General features: G+C 72.7%; 20 protein-coding genes and 2 pseudogenes. 8 read left to right on the forward strand and 14 right to left on the reverse strand.

Annotation, left to right across the window (positions count from 1 at the left end):
* Positions 1-27: 27 nt before the first annotated feature.
* Positions 28-1,872, forward strand: a complete 1,845-nt coding sequence (locus DA06_RS04895; protein WP_043497817.1) for a DUF429 domain-containing protein — start codon at positions 28-30, stop codon at positions 1,870-1,872.
* A gap of 40 nt (positions 1,873-1,912) precedes the next feature.
* On the opposite strand, the gene DA06_RS04900 is transcribed toward DA06_RS04895, so the two are convergent.
* Positions 1,913-2,143, reverse strand: coding sequence for a hypothetical protein (locus DA06_RS04900; RefSeq protein ID WP_418607009.1), 231 nt, complete (start codon positions 2,141-2,143; stop codon positions 1,913-1,915).
* A 178-nt stretch (positions 2,144-2,321) separates the two neighbouring features.
* A complete protein-coding gene (locus tag DA06_RS04905) occupies positions 2,322-3,725 on the reverse strand; it encodes an FtsX-like permease family protein (protein ID WP_418607011.1) in 1,404 nt (467 codons plus the stop codon).
* On the opposite strand from DA06_RS04905, the gene DA06_RS04910 reads away from it, so the two are divergent.
* Positions 3,709-4,623 (forward strand): LCP family protein, encoded by a 915-nt coding sequence (locus DA06_RS04910; RefSeq protein WP_418607013.1) that lies wholly within the window; start codon positions 3,709-3,711, stop codon positions 4,621-4,623. The genes DA06_RS04905 and DA06_RS04910 overlap by 17 nt on opposite strands.
* A 146-nt stretch (positions 4,624-4,769) precedes the next feature.
* Here the strand turns inward: DA06_RS04910 and DA06_RS04915 are convergent, their stop codons facing one another.
* The gene (locus DA06_RS04915) at positions 4,770-5,552 is read right to left on the reverse strand and encodes a CAP domain-containing protein (protein WP_052436379.1); all 783 of its coding nucleotides are present in this window, start codon (positions 5,550-5,552) and stop codon (positions 4,770-4,772) included.
* Between the two features lie 195 nt (positions 5,553-5,747).
* Between DA06_RS04915 and DA06_RS04920 the strand changes: the two genes are divergently transcribed.
* A complete protein-coding gene (locus tag DA06_RS04920) occupies positions 5,748-6,164 on the forward strand; it encodes a CoA-binding protein (RefSeq protein ID WP_043497822.1) in 417 nt (138 codons plus the stop codon).
* A 90-nt stretch (positions 6,165-6,254) separates the two neighbouring features.
* On the opposite strand, the gene DA06_RS04925 is transcribed toward DA06_RS04920, so the two are convergent.
* From DA06_RS04925 to purE, 5 genes and pseudogenes are all read right to left on the reverse strand, one after another.
* Positions 6,255-6,989, reverse strand: coding sequence for an acyltransferase family protein (locus tag DA06_RS04925; protein ID WP_052436380.1), 735 nt, complete (start codon positions 6,987-6,989; stop codon positions 6,255-6,257).
* Positions 6,990-7,092: 103 nt separating this feature from the next.
* Positions 7,093-7,428: pseudogene (locus DA06_RS04930) on the reverse strand (acyltransferase family protein); the annotation flags it as partial.
* Between the two features lie 157 nt (positions 7,429-7,585).
* Positions 7,586-7,936 carry a WhiB family transcriptional regulator gene (locus tag DA06_RS04935; RefSeq protein ID WP_418607015.1) on the reverse strand — a complete coding sequence of 117 codons (351 nt, stop codon included), beginning with the start codon at positions 7,934-7,936 and terminating at the stop codon, positions 7,586-7,588.
* A 221-nt stretch (positions 7,937-8,157) separates the two neighbouring features.
* Entirely contained in the window at positions 8,158-9,141 is a 984-nt protein-coding gene (gene galE / locus DA06_RS04940; protein ID WP_043497847.1) for a UDP-glucose 4-epimerase GalE, read from the reverse strand.
* Between the two features lie 48 nt (positions 9,142-9,189).
* On the reverse strand, positions 9,190-9,717 hold the full coding sequence (gene purE / locus DA06_RS04945) for a 5-(carboxyamino)imidazole ribonucleotide mutase (RefSeq protein WP_043497825.1): 528 nt from the start codon (positions 9,715-9,717) through the stop codon (positions 9,190-9,192).
* Between the two features lie 285 nt (positions 9,718-10,002).
* Here purE and DA06_RS04950 point away from each other — a divergent pair, with 285 nt between their 5' ends.
* Positions 10,003-11,832, forward strand: coding sequence for an LTA synthase family protein (locus DA06_RS04950; protein WP_418607017.1), 1,830 nt, complete (start codon positions 10,003-10,005; stop codon positions 11,830-11,832).
* A 264-nt stretch (positions 11,833-12,096) separates the two neighbouring features.
* Here the strand turns inward: DA06_RS04950 and DA06_RS04955 are convergent, their stop codons facing one another.
* Positions 12,097-13,314 carry a 5-(carboxyamino)imidazole ribonucleotide synthase gene (locus DA06_RS04955; protein WP_052436384.1) on the reverse strand — a complete coding sequence of 406 codons (1,218 nt, stop codon included), beginning with the start codon at positions 13,312-13,314 and terminating at the stop codon, positions 12,097-12,099.
* 34 nt (positions 13,315-13,348) lie between these two features.
* On the opposite strand from DA06_RS04955, the gene DA06_RS04960 reads away from it, so the two are divergent.
* Positions 13,349-13,930 (forward strand): GtrA family protein, encoded by a 582-nt coding sequence (locus tag DA06_RS04960; protein WP_418607019.1) that lies wholly within the window; start codon positions 13,349-13,351, stop codon positions 13,928-13,930.
* Between the two features lie 446 nt (positions 13,931-14,376).
* A pseudogene (locus DA06_RS04965) lies at positions 14,377-14,730 on the forward strand (LamG domain-containing protein); the annotation flags it as partial.
* 29 nt (positions 14,731-14,759) lie between these two features.
* Here the strand turns inward: DA06_RS04965 and DA06_RS04970 are convergent.
* The gene (locus tag DA06_RS04970) at positions 14,760-14,960 is read right to left on the reverse strand and encodes a hypothetical protein (RefSeq protein ID WP_043497833.1); all 201 of its coding nucleotides are present in this window, start codon (positions 14,958-14,960) and stop codon (positions 14,760-14,762) included.
* Positions 14,961-15,131, reverse strand: coding sequence for a hypothetical protein (locus DA06_RS04975; RefSeq protein ID WP_418608490.1), 171 nt, complete (start codon positions 15,129-15,131; stop codon positions 14,961-14,963).
* A 125-nt stretch (positions 15,132-15,256) separates the two neighbouring features.
* Here DA06_RS04975 and DA06_RS04980 point away from each other — a divergent pair, with 125 nt between their 5' ends.
* The gene (locus DA06_RS04980; RefSeq protein ID WP_043497835.1) at positions 15,257-15,775 is read left to right on the forward strand and encodes a hypothetical protein; all 519 of its coding nucleotides are present in this window, start codon (positions 15,257-15,259) and stop codon (positions 15,773-15,775) included.
* A gap of 221 nt (positions 15,776-15,996) precedes the next feature.
* A complete protein-coding gene (locus tag DA06_RS04985) occupies positions 15,997-18,270 on the forward strand; it encodes a hypothetical protein (protein WP_418607020.1) in 2,274 nt (757 codons plus the stop codon).
* Between the two features lie 37 nt (positions 18,271-18,307).
* Here DA06_RS04985 and DA06_RS04990 read toward each other — a convergent pair whose 3' ends face one another.
* The 3 genes from DA06_RS04990 to DA06_RS05000 form a co-directional block, all read right to left on the reverse strand.
* Positions 18,308-19,633 (reverse strand): ATP-binding protein, encoded by a 1,326-nt coding sequence (locus tag DA06_RS04990; protein WP_043497839.1) that lies wholly within the window; start codon positions 19,631-19,633, stop codon positions 18,308-18,310.
* Between the two features lie 5 nt (positions 19,634-19,638).
* Complete coding sequence (locus DA06_RS04995) at positions 19,639-20,325, reverse strand: response regulator transcription factor (protein ID WP_043497855.1); 687 nt, start codon at positions 20,323-20,325, stop codon at positions 19,639-19,641.
* A 243-nt stretch (positions 20,326-20,568) separates the two neighbouring features.
* Complete coding sequence (locus DA06_RS05000) at positions 20,569-21,699, reverse strand: adenylate/guanylate cyclase domain-containing protein (protein ID WP_052436382.1); 1,131 nt, start codon at positions 21,697-21,699, stop codon at positions 20,569-20,571.
* Between the last annotated feature and the right edge of the window lie 2 nt (positions 21,700-21,701).

Raw genomic sequence — 21,701 nt, forward strand, 5'->3', positions numbered from 1 at the left:
GTGGGCGGGGCAGGGCAGAGTGTCCCCATGCACTACGTCGGTATCGATCTCGCCTGGGGCGAGGTGCGCCCGAGCGGCGTCGCGGTCCTGGACGACGACGGGCGCCTGGTCCACCTCTCCGCACAGGACACCGACGAGGCGATCCTGGCCGTGCTGGCGCCCTACCGGGAATCGCCCGTGCTGGTGGCGATCGACGCGCCGCTCGTGGTCGTCAACGCCATCGGGAACCGCCCGTGCGAGGCAGCCCTCAACCGGGACTTCGCCCGCTTCGACGCCGGCGCCCACCCGGCCAACACGGGCAAGCGCGAGTTCGCGGGCACGCCGCGCGGAGCACGCCTGGCCAAGGCGCTGCGCCTGGACATCAACCCCGCCTCACGCCGGCCCCGCCGCGGGATCGAGGTGTACCCGCACCCGGCGACGGTCGCCCTCTTCCGCCTGGGCCGGACGCTGAAGTACAAGCAGAAGCCGGGCCGCACGGTGCCCGAGCTCCGCGCGGCGCTCCTCGAGCTGATCGGCCACGTCGAGGGCCTCGCGGGCGCGGAGACCCCCATGGTCGTCAGCGGGCACGAGGAGTGGCGCCGGCTCGCCACCGGTGTCCGGGAGGCGACCCGCAAGAGCGAGCTGCGCCGGGCGGAGGACCAGGTCGACGCGGTGGTGTGCGCGTACGTCGCCCGGTTCGCCGAGGCGCACCCCGAGCGCACGACGACGTACGGGGACCTCACGACCGGCTACATCGTCACGCCCACGCTGCCCGAGGGCCTCGTGCCGGCCCCACGTGCGCCGCGCACGCCCGACGCGGCCGGTCCGCCCGACGACGCGACGTCCGGCGCCGCACCGGCCGGACCCGCGGCGCCGGACGCCCGCGTCAAGGCGGAGCCGGGCGCCGCCGATCCCGTCCGGGAGGCCGTGCAGGCCTACGCCGCCGAACGGCCGGCGGTCGAGCGCGCCACCGGGCGGTACGTCGAGCTCATCACCTCGCTGCTGGACGAGGCGGGCATCAATTACCTCACGGTCACGGGGCGTGCCAAGTCCGTCGAGTCGTTCGCCGCGAAGGCCGCGCGCACCGCGGACGGCCGGCCCGTCTACACGGACCCGCTGCACCAGATCACCGACCAGGTCGGCGTGCGGGTGATCGCGTACCTCGTGAGCGACGTCGCGGCGGTCGTCGACCTGCTCGCCGACCAGCTCACCGTCCTGGTCGACCGGGACATGGGGCTGAAGACCGCCCAGGAGGGACGGTTCGGATACAGCAGCCGGCACGTGCTCGTCGAGCTCGACGAGACCCACGCCCGCGAACCTCGGCTCGCCGACCTCGTGGGGCGCCCGGCGTCGGTTCAGGTGCGCACCGTGCTGCAGCACGCGTGGGCGGAGTTCGAGCACGACATCCGCTACAAGGGCACCGTGCCGGAGGAGTACGCCCCGGACCTCGACCGGCGCTTCACCCTGGCCGCGGGCCTGCTCGACCTCGCGGACCGGGAGTTCTCCGCGATCCGGGACCGACTCCAGGAGAGCATGACCGGCCACGAGCCCGGGGCGGACGCGGCCGACCCGCGGGTCAGCGCGCAGGACCTGGCGGCGTTCCTGGCGGGGAGGTTCCCCGGCGCGGGCTGGTCACGGACGGACCACTACGCCTGGGTGTCGGGGCTGCTCCTCGAGCTGGGTGTGGCGTCGTTGCAGGAGCTGGGCGAGGTGCTCGCCGGCGTCGACAGCGAGGCGATCAGCGAAAAGATGGGCTACCGCTACCCGCCCGGTGCGGTCCGCCGGCTCGACGACGCGCTGCTCGAGGTATTCGGGGACCGGTACGTGACCTTGCACGGCAACGCCCGGCGCGCCGAGGCGCTCCGGGCGAGGCTGGAGAAGCTGCGGGGCTGAGCGTCGGGAGACGGCTCAGGTCGGTCGTGGGCGCGCGCCGTCAGAGGCGCTCGATCCGCGGGCTGTCGATCGCGACACGCCGGCGCTCGCCGTTGCCGAAGTCGACGATGACCGACGCCGCGCCGTCCAGCGCGATCACCCGGCCCAGGCCGTGCCGGTCGTGGCACAGCTGCGCGCCCACTGGGATGGGTTCGGCCGCGGGCGTGCGCCGCGAGGCGTTGAACGGGCTGTTGGGCAGGTGCGGGCGGGACCCGGCGCGGGTAGAGGCCATACCCCCATCATGCGCCCCGCTGACGGATAAGTGAACAGCGGACCAACAGCCTCCGAACGTCGGCGGGTCATCTCACACCTGCCGGACGAAGTCCCCCGTGCGGGGGAGCAGGCCTGCTTCCGCGCGATCCGGCGGATCCAGGCCGTCGGGGCCCGCCGGGCGGGTCGTCCCGGGGTGCTCAGGCCAGCACGGTCCGCACCACCCGACGGCTGGCCGCCGACCCGAGCACCACCAGCGAAGTCGTGGCCGCGACCCCGAGGGCGAAGCGCACCACGAGGGGCACGGCCGTGAACAGGTACGTCCCGACCACCGGAAGCATGAAGACCCCGGCCGCGGAGGCGGCGAGGACGACGGCCGCCGCGAGCGGGATCGTCGTCTCCCGGCGCCGCGCCGCGTCCAGCACCCGCAGATCCGTGCCGGCCAGGTGCAGGGCGCGGTACTGACCGCGCTGGTCGATGACCCGGCCGGACTGCATCACCGCGGTGGACACGGCGGCGAGCAGCCCCGCGATGCCCAGCGTGAGGAAGCCGCCGGTGCCCAGGTCCGCGAAGAGCGCCGCGTCCTCGGCACTGCCGGGACCCGCGGCCTCGAACATCGCGGCCGTGGAGCTCAGGCCCGCCACGAACACCGCGAGCGAGACGCCGCCGACGCTGCGCCAGGCCGTGCGCGGGGAGTCGATCACCCGGCGCGCCGCGATGAGCGTGGCCGGCCTCCTCGCGAACTCCAGCACCACGCGGCCCACCACGGACATCACCCACGGGCCGACGACGTTGAGCGTGGCGAAGCCGAGCACGAGCACGCTGGCAAGGACCGCGATCCCGGCCAGTCCGAACGTGAACATCGCCGCGAAGGCCGCCGCGACGACGACCAGCGGCACCAGCCGCGTCCAGTGCAGGCGCCGCGGGGTCACGCGTGCGGCGACCCCCAGCGGACTGATCGCCACCCCGCGCAGGCTCGTCACGGCGGAGAGCAGGGCGACCACGACGGTCCCGAGCACCGCGGCCGGGAACGCCCACCACGGCAGCAGCAGCTCGGCGAGGTCGAACGTGCGCCCCTGGAACCGCAGCTGCATGACGGCGGGGAGCAGCAGCAGGTGCCCCAGAACCCCGAGCACCGCACCGGCCGCCGCCTGCGCCGAGGCGTCGAGGACGGTGAGCAGACCCACCTGCGAGCTGGTCGCGCCCGCGAGGCGCAGCGCGGCGAGCCGGGCGTCGCGCCGGGCGACCGCGAGCCGCGCCGCCGCGCCGCCCAGCGTCACGAGCGGCACCGCGAGGAGACCGGCGGCGATGCAGGCGAGCGTGGCGTACAGGCCGTCCGTGTCACCGACCCCGGCGTCCTGCGCCCGGGCGAGGAACGCGCCGACACCGCCGAGGACGACGAGCAGGACCGCCGCCGTCACGGCGAACGCCACGACCGCGAGGAAGGTGGTGAGGCGCTGCGGGTCCGACCGTCCGGCGTCGCGCCGCCGCAGGAGCCACCACAGCCGGGCCGCCGCGCTCATCGCGGCACCAACGGGCCGCCCCTCCGCCACCCGGTCGAGCCGCAGCGCGACGCGCCGCCGCCCCGTGCTGGTCGGGCTCACCGTGCTGCTGGTCCTCCTCCTCGCCTGGCCGGTCGGCCTGCTCGTCTGGGCGAACGGCAAGATCAACCACACCGAGGCGCTGTCCGGCGCGCCCGGGACGCCCGGCACCACCTACGTGCTCGCGGGGTCCGACTCGCGGGCCGACGGCGCCGTCGCCGACGCCACCGTAGGTCAGCGCTCGGACACCATCATGGTGCTGCACGTACCCGAGTCAGGCGCCGCGGCGCTCATCTCCCTGCCGCGCGACACTCTCGTGGACATCCCCGGCCACGGCCCGGACAAGCTCAACACGTCGTACTCGATCGGCGGTCCGCCGTTGCTGGTCCAGACCGTGGAGGGCCTCACCGGTCTGACGGTCGACCACTACGTCGAGATCGGCATGGGCGGGGTGCAGAACGTCGTGGACGCCGTCGGAGGGGTCGAGCTCTGCCTGGACTACGACGTCGACGACGAGTTCAGCGGGCTGAGGTGGACCGCCGGCTGCCAGGTGGCCGACGGGCCCACCGCCCTGGCGTTCGCCCGCATGCGGTACTCGGACCCCACGGGCGACCTCGGTCGGTCCGAACGGCAGCGCCAGGTCGTCAGCGCGGTGATGAAGGAGGTCGCGACACCCGGCACGCTCGCGAACCCCGTCGACCACGTGCAGCTGGTCGAGGCAGGCACCGGCGCGCTGGTGACCGACACGGACAGCGGAATCATCGACCTCGGTCGCATGGCCCTCGCCTTCCGCAGCGCCACCGGTCCGGCCGGTGTCCTCGGGACCCCACCGATCGCTGACTACGACTACCGTCCCGGCGGCGTCGGTTCCACCGTGCTGCTGGACGAGGACCGCGCTCCCCAGTTCTTCCAGCGACTGCGGGACGGCGAGCTCACGCCCTCGGACGTCGCGACGCCCTAGCGCTCGTGGCGACGTAGGGCCCGTGGCGACGGCGCAGGGCCGTGGCGACGACGCAGGGCCGTGGCGACGACGCAGGGCCGTGGCGACGGTGTACGGCCCGTGGCGACGGCGTACGGCCCGTGGCGACGGCGTACCGCCCCGTGGCCTCAGCCGCAGGTGTAGCCGAACCGCTGCGTGTTGAACAGGCCGCCGTCGGTCGTCACCGTGCCGGTGGCGACGAAGCGCAGGTCCGGGTTCAGGATGTTGGCGCGGTGTCCCGGGGAGTCCATGTACGACCGCATCGCTGCCTCCGGAGAGGTGCCGGTGTCGGACGCCCAGTAGATGTTCTCGGCCCAGCCGCCAGAGCAGCCGGCGGCTGCGGCCTCGGCGTCGATCCTCGCGTCGGAGGCGTGCTGGAAGTCGTTCCCGTCCATCCAGGTCGAGTGCTGGAGAGCGCCGGCCCGCAGGCCGTCCCAGTACTGCAGCGGAGCGACGCCGGCCGCGTCGCGCTCGGCGTTGACCAGCGCGACCATCTGCTCGTCGAAGGTGTCCTCCGGACCGGCGGCAGACGCTCCCGTGCCGGCCGGCGTCTCCTCGTCGGACGGCACCTCCGTCTCCGGTGCCGCGGCTGCATCCCCGGGGCCGGTCGTCGGGGCGGGCGAGGGCATCACGTCGGGCACACCGGGCTCAGGCTCGGCGGTGGGCGCCGCCTGGACGGTCGCCTCGGGGACCTGGGGTTCGGTGGCTCCCGGGGCGGAGGGCGCCCCTGCCTGCTGCGGCGCCGGGGTGGCGGTGGCGAGCTCCTCCGTCGCAGCCGGCAACGGCTCGGCCTTGGTGACGTGAGCGGTGGTCAGCTGGGACACGGGGCCGATGGCGGCCTCCGAGACGCCCGCGGCCACGCCGACCCCCACGACCAGCCCTGCTGCAGCGAGCGCCGCGCGCTTGATCATCTGCCCGTAGCTCCTCGCCTCTGTGAATCGGACCGCTGTCGAGGCTAGGTACTCTCCCGCCGTCCGATAAAGCGCTTCCCCGCGAGCGAGGGAAGAGTCACAGCGCGATAACGCTCCGCCGGCGCCGCTGGCGCCCGGCACGGCGACTCCGCGGCGTCACGCGCACCGTCTCGGCTGCCGTGGTTCCCTGGGGGAATGGTCCACGTGAACGATCCCGAGGTCATCCGCCGCCTGCTGAACACCCGCGGGCGCTGGGCCGTCGTCGGCCTCTCCGAGAACCGCGCGCGCACGGCCCACAGCATCGCGAAGTACCTCCAGGGCGAGCTCGGCATGGAGATCGTGCCGATCCACCCCAAGGCGCAGAGGGTCCACGGGGCGACGGGCTACGCCACCCTGGCGGACGTGCCCGGCCCGATCGACGTCGTCGACGTCTTCGTGCGGTCCGAGCTCGCCGGGGATGTCGTCGACCAGGCGATCGCCGTCGGCGCCAAGGCGGTGTGGCTGCAGCTCGGGGTGGTCGACGAGGCGGCGGCGGACCGGGCGCGGGCCGCAGGCCTCGAGGTAGTCATGGACACCTGCCCGGCGATGGAGGCGCCGCGGCTGACCACCTGACGGGGGCGCGTCGGCGGCCGGGTGCCCACGCCTGGTCGGGACTCGGGGCCTCGGCACTCACGGCTCGTCACGACAACCCGGCGGTGAAGCTCAGGCCGTGACCGGGACGTTGCGGCGTGCGGCCGGGGCCGGGGCCGCGGCCGGCCGACGTCGCAGCGAACGGTCGATCCAGCGGCGGAACGGCGGTCCGATCCGCTTCTCGGCCTGGTGGATCAGCCAGGCGAGGACGATCGAGAGCCCGACGGCGGCACCGAGGACGACCCAGCGGTTCGCGTGGCCGGCGAGGTTGTCGATAGCCCACCAGCCCCAGTACTCGTGGATGAGGTAAAGGGGGTACGTCAGGGCACCGACGGGCAGGAGCCAGGCCCACGGGAGCCGCTGGACGCGGGTGAGGGTCAGAGCCGCCACGACGGCGAAGCACCCCGCCGTGAGCACGCCGAGGATCCACGGGTCGGGCGTGAAGACGGTGTTCGTGCTCACCGAGTGCATCTGCCACGGCACGGTGTTGCGCACGGCCAGCCCGGCGTTCATCGCCACGAGCAGCCAGGGGACCAGCGACTGCCCCTGCCGGTGCATGAGGTAGATGAGCATCCCGCCGGCGAAGAACGGCGCGTACTGCTCGACGAGGGCCGCCCGGAGCCACGGCACCTGCAGCTCGAACGCCACCTGCGCGGCGAGCGGCCACACCGCGCACGCCCACAGCAGGCGGCGCCGGGTGATGCCCCACGCCACGAACAGCACCATGAGGCCGTAGAACCGAAGCTCCGTCCACAGCGTCCAGTAGACGCCGTCGACGTGCCGGACCCCGAAGGCCTCCTGGAACATCGTGAGGTTGACCAGCGCCTCCCCCCACGCTGATCTCCTTGCCTCTCGGCCAGATCCAGAGCAGCAGCACCGACGTCGCGATCACCGCGATCCAGTACGACGGGTACAGGCGGGCCACGCGCGACGCGACGACGTGCGGGACGTCGCGCCCCCACGCGGTCATGAGGATCGCGAAGCCGGAGATGACGAAGAACAGCTCCGGGCCGAGCACGCCGTAGATGAGGACCGGGCCGATCTCCGGGAAGACCCTCCCGGGCTCCTCGCCCCACACCTGGGACCACCGCGCGGCGAAGTGGTACAGCACGACGGCCAGGGCCGCGAGAAACCGCAGCCCGTCGACGGCGTACAGGCGAGGGCGCGCGGGCTTGCGCACCGGCGCGGGAGGGCCTGGGAGGGTCCGCTGGGCCGGGGCAGCAGACGTTGCTGAGGTGGCGACCATCGCCTCCACCGTAGGAGCGTCCTACCGGCCCCGCATCCCCAAGGTCACGATTTGGTCACGACGCCGGACCCTGCGCGACGGCCGCGCCCGCGGCGCAGCGCGGCTCACGAGGGACGGCGTGATCTTCCGCACGTCGGGCGTCCGCTCCCGGGCGACATCAGCTCGCACGGGCCTCCGCGGCCCGCCGCGCTCCCATCGCGGCGACCCGGCGGCGGGAGGCCGCCATGGACGGAGTCTCGACCTCGTGGCCGTGCTCGGCGAGCCAGCTCACCCAGTCGTGCACGCCGGGATTCCGCTTGAGGATCGCACGGCGTTCCCGCTCCGTCATGCCGCCCCAGACGCCGAACTCGGTGGCGCTGGAGAGCGCCTCGACCAGGCAGGCCATGCGTACCGGGCAGGAGAAGCAGAGCTCGCGGGCGGTCCGCTGCGCGGCTCCCCGCACGAACAGGGTGTCGGGCGAGGTCTGCGCACACGCGGCGGAGCCCGCCCACGTCCGGTCATCGATCACGCTGGTCCTCCTCGTACACGGCGGCCGGCGTCGGCCGGACCGAAGGCTGGGCGCCGGCCCGTCGGCGTCGTCGGAACGACGGGCCTTACGGCATGCCCCAAGCACACACGGAGAACCGGACGCCCGTAACCGGGTCCGCTGGGCGAGGCGCGGGTGAAATCGGACGCCCCACCCTGAGGGTGAGGCCGTCTCCGGAGGGGTGACAGCTCGAAGGTGGCCGGTCAGCCGATGCGGCGCGGGCCCGCCTGCCAGGCCTCCCAGGCGCTGCGGATGATGTCGCTCAGCCCGTGCTCGGCCTTCCAGGACAGCACGTCCCGGATGAGCTCGGGCGAGGCGATGAGCTGCGGCGGGTCGCCCGGCCGGCGCGGCTCGACGTCGGCCGTGACGTCCAGGCCCGAGGCCTCGCCGATCGCGTCGATCACGTCGCGGACGGACGCCCCGGTCCCCGTCCCGACGTTGAACACGTGCTCGTCCAGCTGAGCGTCCGAGTTCAGGTGGTCCATCGCCGCCAGGTGCGCGTGGGCGAGGTCGAGGACGTGGATGTAGTCCCGGATGCACGTGCCGTCAGGGGTCGGGTAGTCGTCGCCGAAGATCTTCGGCCGCTCGCCCCTCGCCAGGCGGTCGAGCACCATGGGCACGAGGTTGAGCACCGCGGGGTCGCCGAGCTCGGGCCACCCCGCACCAGCGACGTTGAAGTACCGAAGCCCGGCCCACCGCAGCCCCCAGGCTCGCTCGCAGTCGGCGAGCATCCACTCGCCGACAAGCTTGGTCTCGCCGTAGGGGTTGATCGGGCGGCACTCCGTCGCCTCCGTGACCACCTCGACCGGGGGCATGCCGTACACCGCGGCGGAGGACGAGAAGATCATGTTCGCCACCCCGGTCTCCTCCATGGCGCCGAGGACGTTGGCGAGGCCGCCGATGTTCTGCCGGTAGTACCAGGTGGGCCGGGCCACCGACTCGCCCACCTGCTTCTTCGCGGCGAAGTGGATCACTGAGGTGACGGCGCGCTCCCGCATGACCAGCTCGAGGCTGTCCTGCGCGTCCGGGCCGGCAACGTCGAGCTCGACGAGCGTGGCCTCGCCGACCCGGTCGGCCGCCCCCGTGGAGAGATCGTCGACGACGACGACGTCCTCGCCGCGGTGGAGCAGGAGACGAACCACGTGCGCGCCGATGTAGCCGGCGCCGCCGATGACCAGGGTGCTCATGGTCGCCACCCTACGGGCTGCCGGGCGGGACTCCGGGTCGTCGGCGGCTCAGGCGCCGAAACCCACGCGGCCGGAGCGCTGCGCCCGCAGGCGCGCCCCCTTCTCCTTGGCGACCTGACGCAGGCCCTCCTGGAAGGTGACCATCTGCTCGCGAAGGCGGGCGGCGTCGTCGTCGGCACCCGAGGAGAGGATGCGGGCGGCCAGCAGGCCGGCGTTGCGGGCACCGCCGATCGAGACCGTCGCGACCGGGACGCCGGCGGGCATCTGGACGATCGAGAGCAGCGAGTCCATGCCGTCGAGGTACTGCAGAGGCACGGGAACGCCGATGACCGGCAGCGGCGTGACGGCGGCGAGCATCCCGGGAAGGTGGGCCGCTCCCCCGGCGCCCGCGACGATGACGCGCAGCCCGCGGCCGGCCGCCTCGCGGCCGTAGTCCACCATCTCGGCGGGCATGCGGTGGGCGGAGACGACGTCGACCTCGACCTCCACCCCGAACTCGCCGAGGACGTCGGCCGCGTCCTTCATCACGGGCCAGTCCGAGTCGGACCCCATGACGATCCCCACCGCTGCGCCCATCGCTGCCTCCTCGAGTCGTGACCGGCCCTCACCGGCTTCCGGTCGCCAGTCTTCCACCGGGGCCGCGCAGGCCGCCGATCGGTTCGCCCACGGCGCACCCCTCCGCCGACGGGTGCCGCACGGGCCAGCGGACCCCGGTCCGGCCAGGGCTTACGAGGCGGCGGGGCGCGGCGGGAAAGGCCGTGCCGCCGCACCTGTCGTAACCTTCCGTTCACCTCAGGTTCACCCGCGTCGGCGCCCCGGCGCCGGGTCCGCTCCACCACGTCGGCAACCGAAACGGCCTCCATGCCCACCACCACCACCGCTACGCCTCGCGGGAGCGCGTCCACCGCTACGCCTCACGGGAGCGCGTGCGCCACCGAGAAGGACTGGCCCGTGCGGCACCGCCGGCCTCGTCGCGGCCGCACCGTGGCGGATCTGCTGCGCCTGATGCACGGCTCGTTGACCCGTGCCGTTCCGGCCGCAGCACTGACCCTCGCCACCGCAGTGGTGATCACGGTGGGGCTCGAGCTCGCCCACGCCGCCACCGTCGCCTCGCTCGACCCGGTCGACTACGTCGACGCGATGCCGACGGCGCGGCTCGCTCTGAACTGCCTGGTGGTGTGGGCCGCCGTGGCCCTGGTGCAGGCGGTCACCGGCCGGCTTCTGGTCACCGCGGTGCTGAGCGTGGTGACCGTCGCGGTCATCGGCTTCGCCGACACCAAGAAGATGGAGCTGCGGTCCGAGCCGGTGTACCCCGCGGACCTCTCCTACCTGGGCGACCCTGGACTCCTCCTGGAGAGTGCGGGGGTCAGCCCTGGCACCGCGCTGGCGGTGCCTGTCGCACTGGGTGCCGCGCTCGTCGCCGGCGTCGTCGTCGGCGTCCTCCGCCGACGCGGGGCCGCGCCGAGACCGCCCGTCGACCGTCTGCTCTCGTGGGGACTCCGCGCAGCGACGGCCGTGCTGGCGGTCGGCGCACTCGTCCTGACAGGTGGGTTCAACGAGCCCGGCAACGCGCTGCGGTCGGTGTACGAACGTACCGGCCCCACGTGGATCCACTGGGACCAGCCGAAGAACTACGGGAGGAACGGGTTTCTCGCGGGAACCCTGTACAACCTTCCGGCCACCGCGATGCCGCGGCCCGCGCGGTACGGCGAGAGCGCGATGGACGAACTGGCGGCCAGGTACACGGAGCTGGCCGCGGCGACCAACGCCGGGCGGAACCCCGCGGCGCTGGAGGACACGAACATCGTCATCGTCCTGAGCGAGACGTTCGCCGACCCGTCCCGGCTCCAGCTGAGCATGTCCGAGGACCCGATCCCGTTCACGCGCTCGCTCATGGAGACGCACACCTCCGGCTCCACGGTCGCCTCGGGCTACGGCGGCGGCACCGCCAACGTCGAGTTCGAGGTGCTCACCGGGATGGCACAGAGCAACTTCCGCCCGCAGCTGCACACGCCGTTCCAGACGCTGGTGCCGCACCGGGACGCCTTCCCTTCTTTCGTGAGCAGTCTCGGCAGCGGCCGGGAGAAGCTCACCGTCCACCCGTTCGTGAGCAGCTTCTACCGGCGGGACGCGGTCTACCCCGCGCTGGGTTTCGACCGCAGCAAGTTCCGGGACGACATGGAGCACACGGTCCGGGTCGAGGGCCGGGGCCAGGTCTCCGACGCAGCGACGTTCGACGAGGTCGTGTCGGAGCTGCGGGCGACGGACGAACCGATGCTCGTCAACGTGGTGACCATGCAGAACCACCGCCCGTACGGGGGCCTCTACAGCGACCCCGTCGCGGTGGGGGGCGACGCTCTGAGCGATGCGCAGAAGGCCGACGCCGGGCAGTACCTCAGAGGGCTGAGCCACAGCGACCGGGCGCTCGAGCAGCTCGTCACCGATCTCGAGCAGATGTACGAGCGGACCATCGTGCTGCTCTACGGCGACCACCTGGCCTCGCTCTGGCCGGAGTCCGTCAAGGCGGCCGTTCCCGAGCAGGTCCTGTACGAGACGCCGTACCTGGTGTGGGCGAACTTCCCGACCCGGAAGCTCGACAACGCTCCGACGGTGGGGCCGAACTTCCTCGTCAACCAGATGCTGGCGGCGGCCGACGCGCCGATCACCCCCGTACAACGCGCTTCTGGCTGAGCTCGAGAAGGAGACGGCAGCCGTCGAGAGAACTCTGACGCTCGACGCGGCGGGCCGGCAGATCGACCCGGCGGACCTCTCGCCGCGGGCTGTCGAGCTCCTCGAGGACTACCGGCTCGTCCAGTACGACCTCGCCGTCGGCGGGCGATACTCCGAGTCCGCCATGTTCGAGGTCCCACGGGCGAACTGATACGTCCCGTACGCGCGCCGCGCCGGCACGCGAACGAGAGGGACGGGCGGCCTCGGTGCGCCACCGGTCCGCCGCTACCGGTCCACGTGGTCGGCGTCCTCGTCGCCGATCGGCTCGACCTCGGCGTCGTCCCCGCGCAGCAGCGCGACGGCGCCGTGGGCGACGCGCCGCGCCTCCTCGAGGTCGGCCCCCGTCACGGTGACGTGACCGAGCTTGCGCCCGGGCCGCACCTCCTTGCCGTACAGGTGCACCTTGGCCGCGGGGTAACGGGCCATGAGCTCGGGGAACGCGGAGCGCGGGTCGTCGAGGGCCGAGCCGAGGAGGTTGACCATGACGGCGTGGTCGGCGCTCGGCTCGGTGCCGCCCAGCGGCCAGTCGAGAACGGCGCGCAGATGCTGCTCGAACTGGCTGGTCACGGCGCCGTCGATGGTCCAGTGACCGGAGTTGTGCGGCCGCATCGCCAGCTCGTTGACCACGAGCCGGGAGCTGCCGTCGTCGTGGTGGACCTCGAACATCTCGACGGCGAGCACGCCGGTGACCCCCAGGCCGACGGCGATGCGCTCGCCGATCTCCCGGGCGCGGGCGGCGGTCGCGTCGTCGAGCTCGGGCGCCGGCGCGAAGACCTCGAAGCAGACGCCGTCCTGCTGCACGGTCTCGACGACGGGCCAGGACCGGACCTCGCCGGAGCCGTCGGGGCCGCCACCGGGGCGGCGTGCGACCAGCACGGCGAGCTCGCGGGTGAACGGCACCTTCTCCTCGGCGAGCAGGGCGTCTTCCGGCGCGAGCCCCTCGAGCCAGTCCGCGGCCTCGTCGGCGGAGCTCACGACGCGCACGCCCTTGCCGTCGTAGCCGCCACGGGCTGTCTTGACGACGACGGGCCAGCTGGTGGCGTCGCCGAACGTGGTCAGCTCGGCGGCGGTGCGCACCGCGGCCCACGCCGGGCAGGGAGCGCCCACCTCCGTGAGCCGGGTGCGCATGACGATCTTGTCCTGGGCGTGGACGAGGGCGTCGGGGCCCGGGCGGACCGGCACGCCGTCGGCCTCCAGCTCACGGAGGAGCTCGTTCGGCACGTGCTCGTGCTCGAACGTCAGCACCCGGGCCCCGTCGACGAGCGCGCGGATCGCGTCGGCGTCGGAGGCGGCGCCGACCGGGGCGTCCGGGACCACCTGCGCCGTGGCGACGGTCGGGGACTCCACGAGCACGCGCAGGTGCACACCCAGCGCGATGGCCTGCTGCTGCATCATCCGGGCCAGCTGGCCCCCGCCCACGACCGCGACAACTGGTGCTTCCACGATCGTCGAGCCTAACCGCCGATACGCTGGGACGGTGACGGCGTCCCGCATCGAGAACGCCCCGGGCGCGGACTCCGCCAGGGGCGGGGAACACGCACCCCTCCTCGAGGCGGGAGGGACGGCCGCGGCGCCGTCCGGTGCCGGCGACGTGTCGCGCGCGCCCGCCCTGCTCCGGCGGCTGCTGCGCGGCCAGTCCTTCGCAGCCTGGTTCCTCGAGATGGTGCGGTTCTGCGCCGTCGGCGGCACCGCCTACGTCGTCGACGTCGGGCTGTTCAACCTTCTCCGGTTCGGCCCGGGCGAGCTGCTCGGCGACAAGCCGCTGACCGCCAAGGTGGTCTCGGTGACCGTGTCCGTGCTCGTGGCGTGGCTGGGCAACCGGTACTGGACCTTCGCCGGCACGAGGCGGGAGTCTCGCGGACGGGAGCTCGCGCTGTTCGGGCTCGTCAACCTCGGTGGCATGGCCATCGCCGTCGGCTGCCTCGCCGTGAGCCACTACGTGCTCGGGTTCACCTCTCCGCTGGCCGACAACGTCGCCGCCAACGGCGTCGGCCTCGTCCTCGGTACCGCGTTCCGCTACGTCTGCTACCGGTACCTCGTGTTCACCGTGACGCGCTGATCACGTCCGCGATATAGGACAGCCATTTCCCCTCGTGGCCGCCCGGTGCTCTGCAACACTCGGCGCAGGTCAACGATGACCTGCGCCACGCAGTGACCGGGGGGCGAGTCGCGGCGTCCGAACTCAGGGCGGAGCAATGATGTCTGAACGCAGGATCGCCCCTTCACGGGGGGGTGCTGGCCGCGTCGGCGGCCGTACTGATGGGCGCGGCGCTGGTCGCGGTGCCCGCTACCGGAGCCGCCGCGGCGACCTCCGACGGGCTCGTCGGCGGCTGGCGGATGGATGAGGCCTCCGGGTCCGCCGTCGTCGACTCGGTGGGCGGCAACACCGGCACGATAGAGGGTGCAGTAGCGAGGATCGCCGGCCATCGCGGCAGCGGCGCCCTGGACTTCGCCGGTGGCCGCGTCACGGTCCCGGACTCCGCGGACCTCGACGTGACCGGTCCGATGTCCGTGGCCGCCTGGGTGCGGCCCGACACCATCAACACATCGTCCATCGTGCGCAAGTCGGTCCAGAACACGACCGACGGATACGAACTGGGTCTGTCCAACAACGGCACGGCCTTCTTCCGCCTCAACCAGACGACGGCTGGCGATCCCTACCGCGTGGACTCGGGAACCGGGCTGCAGGCCCTGCAGCCGGGCCAGTGGACCCACCTCGTGGGCGTGTACGACGGCACCAACATGACGCTGTACGTCAACGGCGGCGCACGGCCGTGGGAGCCGGGCCCGGCCGCGGTCGCTGCCAACAACCTGCCCCTGGCCATCGGCGCGCAGCCCAACGCCACCGGGACCGGGGCGATGGACGGGGCCGTGGACTCGGTGCACATCTACGACCGGGCCCTCAGCCCGGCCGAGGTCACCGAGCTCATGAATGCCGACCCGGCGGACCCGAACCCGGCGGACGTCGCGGTCACCCCGGCCGCGGTGACCTTCAGCGACCAGGCCGGCACCGCGTCCGACAGGTACACCATTCCGGCGACCACCGGGGTGGAGTACCTCGTCGGCGGCGCGGTGAAGGCGCCGGGCACCTACACCGCGACGGGCAGCGTCACGGTCGCCGCGCGGGCGCTCACCGGATACACCTTCAGCGCCGGCGCGAGGACGACGTGGACGCACACCTTCTCCACCTCGACGGCGCCGGCGCCCGCTCCGGCCGAGCAGCGGTACGGGTTCTTCCTCAACGACTCGTGGTCGTCCAAGGCGAACCACGTCTTCGCCTACGGCCGGTTCGCCGACCAGGTGTTCATCGGTGACTGGAACGGCGACTACAGGGACACCATCGCGCTGCGCCGGGGCAACACCTTCTACATCAGCAACGCTCAGCGTGGGGGGGCAGGCCGAGAAGGTCGTCGCCTACGGCAGGCCGGGCGACGTCATCCTGGTGGGCGACTGGGACGGCGACGGAACCGACACGTTCGCGGTGCGCAGGGGCAACGCCTACCACATCAAGAACAGCATCTCCGGTGGGCCTGCGGACAGGGTCGTGTACTACGGCAAGGCAGGCGACGAGGTCGTCGTCGGAGACTGGGACGGCACGGGCGGCGACACTCTGGCCGTCCGGCGCGGGAACGTCTACCACGTGAAGAACTCGATCTCCGGCGGGCCCGCGGACCGCGTCATCGCCTACGGCAGGGCCACCGACACGGTTCTGGCCGGCGACTGGGACGGCGAGAACGGCGACAGCTTCGCCGTCCGGCGCGGCAACGTCTACCACGTCAAGAACTCGATCTCGGGCGGACCCGCAGACCTGGTCCAGAGCTTCGGCCGGGTCGACGACGAGGTCTACGTCGGGGACTGGAACGGCGACGGCACCGACACGCTCGGCGTCCGGCGGGTTCCGTAGGTCCACCTCGCAGCAGGGCCGGGGCCCGCACCCGTTCGGGTGCGGGCCCCTTCTGTCCCACCCAAGGGTGACCCGCCGCCGTCGCCCGGAAATCACCCTCCTTAACTGCCCGGCCCGATCGGGCCGTTGTGATACTCGCAACGGACCGGAACCCCTCATTTCTCGAGCCGTCCCGCAGCCGTCCGGCGAGCGAGCAGCCTCAGCATCATCAGGAGCGAGCCATGACCAGAGCACGGGAATTCGCGCGAGGGCGCTGGGCCGGAGCGCTGGCCTGCACGGTGCTGCTGGCGACGATCCCGGCGGCAGCGGTCGCCGCGACGACGGCGGACCATGCCGGGCCGTCGCTCACCGGCGCCGAGGGCTCCGTGACCGTGCTGCCTGCGCCTTCGGACGGCGTGGCACCCGAGCCGTCCCTCTGGTGGACCTGGACGGCCCCGGAGACCGGGACCTACCGCTTCTACACGCACGGCAGCGAGATGGACACGGTGCTCACGGTGTACACCGACGGCGCCGGCGAAACGACCCTGGTGAGCAACGACGACGACGGCGACGTCGCCACCTCTCTCGTGACCTTCACGGCCGAGGCAGGGGACGTCCACGCGATCGAGGTCGTAGCCCCCTCGGAGGAGCCCGGCCTGGTGAGCCTGGCCTGGCACCGCGCGGGCCCGGACGGGACGCCGCAGCCGGGGGCCGACGCCCGCACCTCGGTGGAGGCGGGCGAGCCCGGCGTGGCGGGTGCCACGGCACCGGAGCCTGGCGCCGCCGCACCCGAACAGCTCGCCGCGGCGCAGATCGTCGAGGACAGCTCCAGCATCTCCTCGACCGTCAACACCGGCGAGAAGCCGCAGTCGAAGACGTGGAAGTACGCCGGTGCATGGTGGGCCGTCCTGCCCACGTCGTCCGGCACCTGGGTGTGGCGCCACGACGGCAGCGGCTGGTCGGACGTCTACCAGCTGAGCGACGACACGACGCTGCGGGCCGACGTCAAGGCGGTCGGCGGTGTGGTGCACGTGCTGCTCCACGGCGGGTCGAGCAAGCTTGTGTCGCTGCAGTACGACTCCGGCTCCCGCAGCTACAGACCCTGGAGCGCCCGGCCGGGTTCCACGCCCGTCAGTCTCCCGGGGAGCGAGACCGCCACCATCGACATCGACGGCACCGGACGGATGTGGCTGGGCTACGACACCGAGAGCTCGGTGCAGGTCAGGTACGCCGACTCCCCCTACAGCTCCTTCTCCGGCCCCGTCACCCTCGAGACGGGCATCACCGAGGACGACATCGCCGTGGTGACCGCGATGTCCGGCGGTGTGGGCGTCATGTGGTCGGACCAGCGTTCCGACCTCTTCGGCTTCCGGTTCCACGCCAACGGCGCGGCGCCGGGCACCTGGGGCGGCGACGAGTCTCCTGGAGCGGCCTACGCAGCCTCCGCGGGCTCGGGATTCGCGGACGACCACATCAACGTCGCCGCGGCGTCGGACGGCACGCTCTACGCGGTGGTGAAGACGTCCTTCGACGACTCCTCGCACCCCGACCTGGGCCTGCTGGTCCGCCGTCCGGGAGGACGCTGGGACCCGTTCTACGAGGTCTCGGGCGGCGGTACCCGCGGCATCGTGCAGCTGAACGAGTCGGAGAGGACGCTGCACGTGATCTACACGGCGGCGGTCAACTACGACGACATCCGGGTGCGCGAGAGCTCGACGAGCAGGATCAGCTTCGGCTCCGCGGAGACCGTCTTCTCCGGAAGCTTCAACAACCCGACGAGCACGAAGGACAGGTGGACCGGCGACCTGATGGTCCTCGCCGCGGACGTCGGAGACGACGTCCACTCCGCCCTCATCACGTCCGACTCTGCGACACCCCAGGAGCCGACGGACCCCACCGACCCGGCAGACCCCACCGACCCCGTGCAGCCCTCCGACCCGACGGAGCCGACGCCGGCTCCCACCGAGCAGCAGTACGGGTTCTTCCTCAACGACGCCTGGACGTCCAAGGCCAACCACGTCTTCCAGTACGGCAGGTCGACGGACGGCGTCTACGTCGGTGACTGGGACGGGAGGGGCGGGGACACCATCGCGCTTCGCCGCGGCAACGTCTTCCACGTGCGGAACAGCCTCGGCGGCGGCACCGCGGACAAGGTCATCACCTACGGACGACCGGGCGACGTCGTCCTCGTCGGTGACTGGGACGGCGACGGCGTCGACACGCTCGCCGTCCGACGCGGCAACGCGTACCACATCAAGAACACGATCAGCGGCGGCCCCGCCGACAGGATCGTCTACTACGGCCGCGCAGGCGACGAGGTGCTCGTGGGCGACTGGGACGGCAGACGTGGCGACAGCCTCGCCGTCCGGCGCGGCAACGCGTACTACGTCAAGAACACCATCGCGGGCGGCCCCGCCGACCTCGTGCTCACCTACGGCCGGGCCACCGACGAGGTCTACGTCGGCGACTGGGACGGTGACGGGGACGACACCCTCGGCGTCCGCCGGGTCCCGTAGCCGGACGCGACGGGTCCCGTAACGGCGCCGGCCGAGCTCACCTCCGCCGGCGCCGCCGCCCCACGGTGACGAGTGCCCCCTGCGGCAGGACCACGTCCGGGTCGAGCGCCGCGGGCAGGGAGTTGAGGAAGACGGTGAAGATCGGCGGGCGACGCTGACGGAGCTCGAGCCGTCCGCCGTCGGCCGCGACAAGGTCCTTGGCGAGCGCAAGTCCTAGCCCGGTGCCGGAACCGCCGGAGACGTGCTTGGTGAAGATGTCCGGGGCCAGGTCGTCGCTGACGCCCGGCCCCTCGTCGGCGACGTCGATGAAGACGCCCTTGCCCGTGCCCGTCGCGGCTCGGGTACGCACCGTCGTCGTCCCGGCGCCGTACTTCAGCGAGTTCTCGATCAGCGTCGCGAGGACCTGTGCGAGGGAGCCGGGCGAGGCGAGGACGGCAGCACCGGCGGCGTCGTCGAGGACGAGCCGGCGGCCGGCCTGCTCGAAGCTGGGCGCCCACTCCAGCTGCTGCTGGGCGAAGAGCTCGTCGAGGTGGACGGCCTCGGTGGTGCCGCCGGCCGAGGACCGGGACGTCTTGAGCAGGTCCTCCACCACGCCGGTGAGCCGCTCGAGCTGCTCGAGGGAGACCCGCGCCTCCTCGCGAACCTCCTCCTGGTCGGAGACGGCGAGGATCTCCTCGAGCCGCATCGACAGCGCGGTGAGCGGGGTCCGCAGCTGGTGGGAGGCGTCCGCCGCGAACTGCCGCTCGGCGGCGAGCCGCCCCGCCATCCGGTCCGAGGAGCGCGCGAGCTCGGCGGCGACCAGGTCGATCTCCTCGACGCCGGACGGCTTCATGCGCGGGCGCACCTGGCCCGAACCGAGCTGCTCCGCCGAGGCGGCGAGGTAGATGAGCGGCGCGGACAGCCTCCGCGCCTGGCGCCGGGCGACGACCACCCCGACGGCCTCGGCCGCGAGCGCCCCGGCGACGATGAGCACGACCACGCGCGCCACCTGCCACTGCACGTCGGAGGCGTCGACGTACATGCGGACCGTCGCCCCGGACGGGGTGATCTGCAGGGACTGGAGCACGTGCCCCTCCATCGCCGGCCCGGCACGGAACTCCCCGCCCTGGGGCCCGCGCACGAGGATGGCGGCCTCGTGCTGGACGTTGCCGCCCACGAACGGCTCGAGCATCGCGTCGTCGAGCTCCTCGCCGAGGCTGATCCGCCGCTCGACGGTGCGCCCGAGGTTCGAGGCCCGCAGGTCGAGGGTGGCCTTCTCCGCCTCCCAGACGAAGAGCCCGCCGAAGACCGCCATCGGGACCCCGAGGATGAGGACCGCCACCGTCACGGCGACGACGATCATCTGGATGGCGCGACGGCGCACGTGCGCTAGCTCCCGGCGGTCTCGAAGCGGAAGCCCATGCCCCGCACGGTGGTGATGTACCTCGGGTCGTTCGCGTCGTCGCCCAGCTTGCGGCGCAGCCAGGACACGTGCATGTCCAGCGTCTTCGTCGACCCGGTCGGGTCGGTCCCCCACACCTCGCGCATGAGCGTCTCCCGCCCGACGACGGAGCCCGCCTCCCGCACGAGGACCCGCAGGAGCTCGAACTCCTTGGCCGTCAGGTGCATCTCACGGTTGCCGCGGAAGGCACGGTGCGCGGCCACGTCCACACGCACGTCCTGCGCGACGAGCTCGTCGTCCTCGGTGATGTCCCCGCCGGCCCGGCGCAGCAGCGCCCGCACGCGGGCGAGCAGCTCGGCGAGCCGGAACGGCTTGGTGACGTAGTCGTCCGCGCCGGCGTCCAGCCCGACGACGAGGTCGACCTCGTCGGCGCGCGCGGTGAGCACCAGGATCGGCAGGGAAAGGCCCTGGTTGCGGATGTGCCGCGCGACGTCCAGGCCGTCCATGTCGGGCAGCCCCAGGTCCAGCACGACCAGGTCCACGCCGTTGGCCAGGTCGTCGATCGCGGCCTGTCCTGTCCCGTGCGGACGGACCTCGTAACCCTCACGCCCGAGGGCGCGGGCGAGCGGTTCAGCGATGGCGGGGTCGTCCTCGACGAGCAGTACGTTGGTCACGTTCGTCATCGTAGGGCAGATTGCCAAGAACTGGTCAAGTAACCCTTACCTGTGTGCGACGGGCAGATGGCCAGGCCGGCGCCGCCCACTTCTCCGGCCCGGTCCGGCAGGTCTTTCGTCCCGTTTCTCCCCGCGTCCGGCGGCCCGCCGTCGACACCGGCGGCCCGGCCGGCGCCGGAGCCGGCAGCCGTCGCCCGGGCCGACGCCGGAGCCCTGGAAGGCGGAGCCGGAGCCAGGTAGCCGTCAGCCCGGCCGACGCCGGAGCTCGATCGGCGTGACCTCGCCCAGTCCCTGCAGCTCTGCCACCTCCCGCGGCACCATCGTGTACATCGACGCCGCCGGCAGGGTGGCGAAGGTGTCCGCGGTCGAGCGGTCCATGAGGATGGTGCCGGCCGGGGCGACGTCGACCAGGCGCGAGGCGAGGTTCACGGTGGGGCCGAAGATGTCCCCGTTCCGGGAGATCAGCCCTCCCCACACGATCGAGGCACGCACCGGAAGCATGTTCTCCCTCGCCTGCAGCGCGCCCAGCAGGTCGACGGTGACCTCCGCGCCCGTCGGGAGGTCGTCCGCGACGTAGAGGATGGCGTCGCCGATCGTCTTGACCACGCGCGCGCCGTGGGTGGTGATGACGTCCCGCGAGGTGTACTCGAAGGTCTGCACCAGCTCGGCGAGCGCGCGGGAACCGAGCTCGGTCGTACGCCGGGTGTAGGCGACCATGTCGATGAACCCGACCGCACGCTGCAGCGGCATCCGGAAGGGGTCGACGTCCGGGCGGCGGCTGTCGGCCACCTCGGCCTCGGTGCGCACCATGAGCGCGGCGAGCTGGCGGCGCCAGGAGTAGTCGAGCTGGGCCTGCAGGACGTCGACGATGCCGGGGAGCTTGTCGAGCACCACCAGCTTGGCGGAGACGTCGTCGAGCGCCATGCTGCGGGCGGCGCCCTCGGCGAGGGCCTCGGTCTGCCACAGCACGAGGCGGTCCGTGGTGTGGGACTGGGCCCGCAGCAGGGAGATGGCCGTGCTGGTGTCGATACGGCCGTCGTCGATGAGCTGTCCCATGACGCGCAGCGCGTTGGCGTCGCTGTCGCCGAAGAGCACGGCGTCGTCGGTGACGTTGGGGAAGCCCATCGCCTTCCAGAACGTGCGGGCGAAGTCGACGCTCACGCCGGCCAGCGCGGCGAGCTCGATGATCGTGTACCGCTCGGACCCGCCGAGGAGCTGCTCGACCGACGCGCGCACCGTGGACGAGTACACCTCGCCGCCGGACGCCTCGCCGATGTCGTCCGGGCGCGGGCCCTCGGGGAGGCCGATCTGGTCGGTGCGCAGCTCGCCGACCCTCTCGGCACGGGGGCCGGCGCCGCGTGTGTCCTCACTCACGA

It is taken from the genome of Georgenia sp. SUBG003 (assembly GCF_000715355.2).
Lineage (GTDB): Bacteria > Actinomycetota > Actinomycetes > Actinomycetales > Actinomycetaceae > Georgenia.

Excerpts from the sequence above, each read along its gene's own strand:
- DA06_RS04895 (WP_043497817.1), top strand. The coding sequence starts at position 28 with ATGCACTACGTCGGTATCGATCTCGCCTGGGGCGAGGTGCGCCCGAGC.
- DA06_RS04900 (WP_418607009.1), bottom strand. The coding sequence starts at position 2,143 with ATGGCCTCTACCCGCGCCGGGTCCCGCCCGCACCTGCCCAACAGCCCG.
- DA06_RS04915 (WP_052436379.1), bottom strand. The coding sequence starts at position 5,552 with ATGATCAAGCGCGCGGCGCTCGCTGCAGCAGGGCTGGTCGTGGGGGTC.
- DA06_RS04920 (WP_043497822.1), top strand. The coding sequence starts at position 5,748 with ATGGTCCACGTGAACGATCCCGAGGTCATCCGCCGCCTGCTGAACACC.
- DA06_RS04925 (WP_052436380.1), bottom strand. The coding sequence starts at position 6,989 with ATGTTCCAGGAGGCCTTCGGGGTCCGGCACGTCGACGGCGTCTACTGG.
- galE (WP_043497847.1), bottom strand. The coding sequence starts at position 9,141 with ATGAGCACCCTGGTCATCGGCGGCGCCGGCTACATCGGCGCGCACGTG.
- purE (WP_043497825.1), bottom strand. The coding sequence starts at position 9,717 with ATGGGCGCAGCGGTGGGGATCGTCATGGGGTCCGACTCGGACTGGCCC.
- DA06_RS04950 (WP_418607017.1), top strand. The coding sequence starts at position 10,003 with ATGCCCACCACCACCACCGCTACGCCTCGCGGGAGCGCGTCCACCGCT.
- DA06_RS04985 (WP_418607020.1), top strand. The coding sequence starts at position 15,997 with ATGACCAGAGCACGGGAATTCGCGCGAGGGCGCTGGGCCGGAGCGCTG.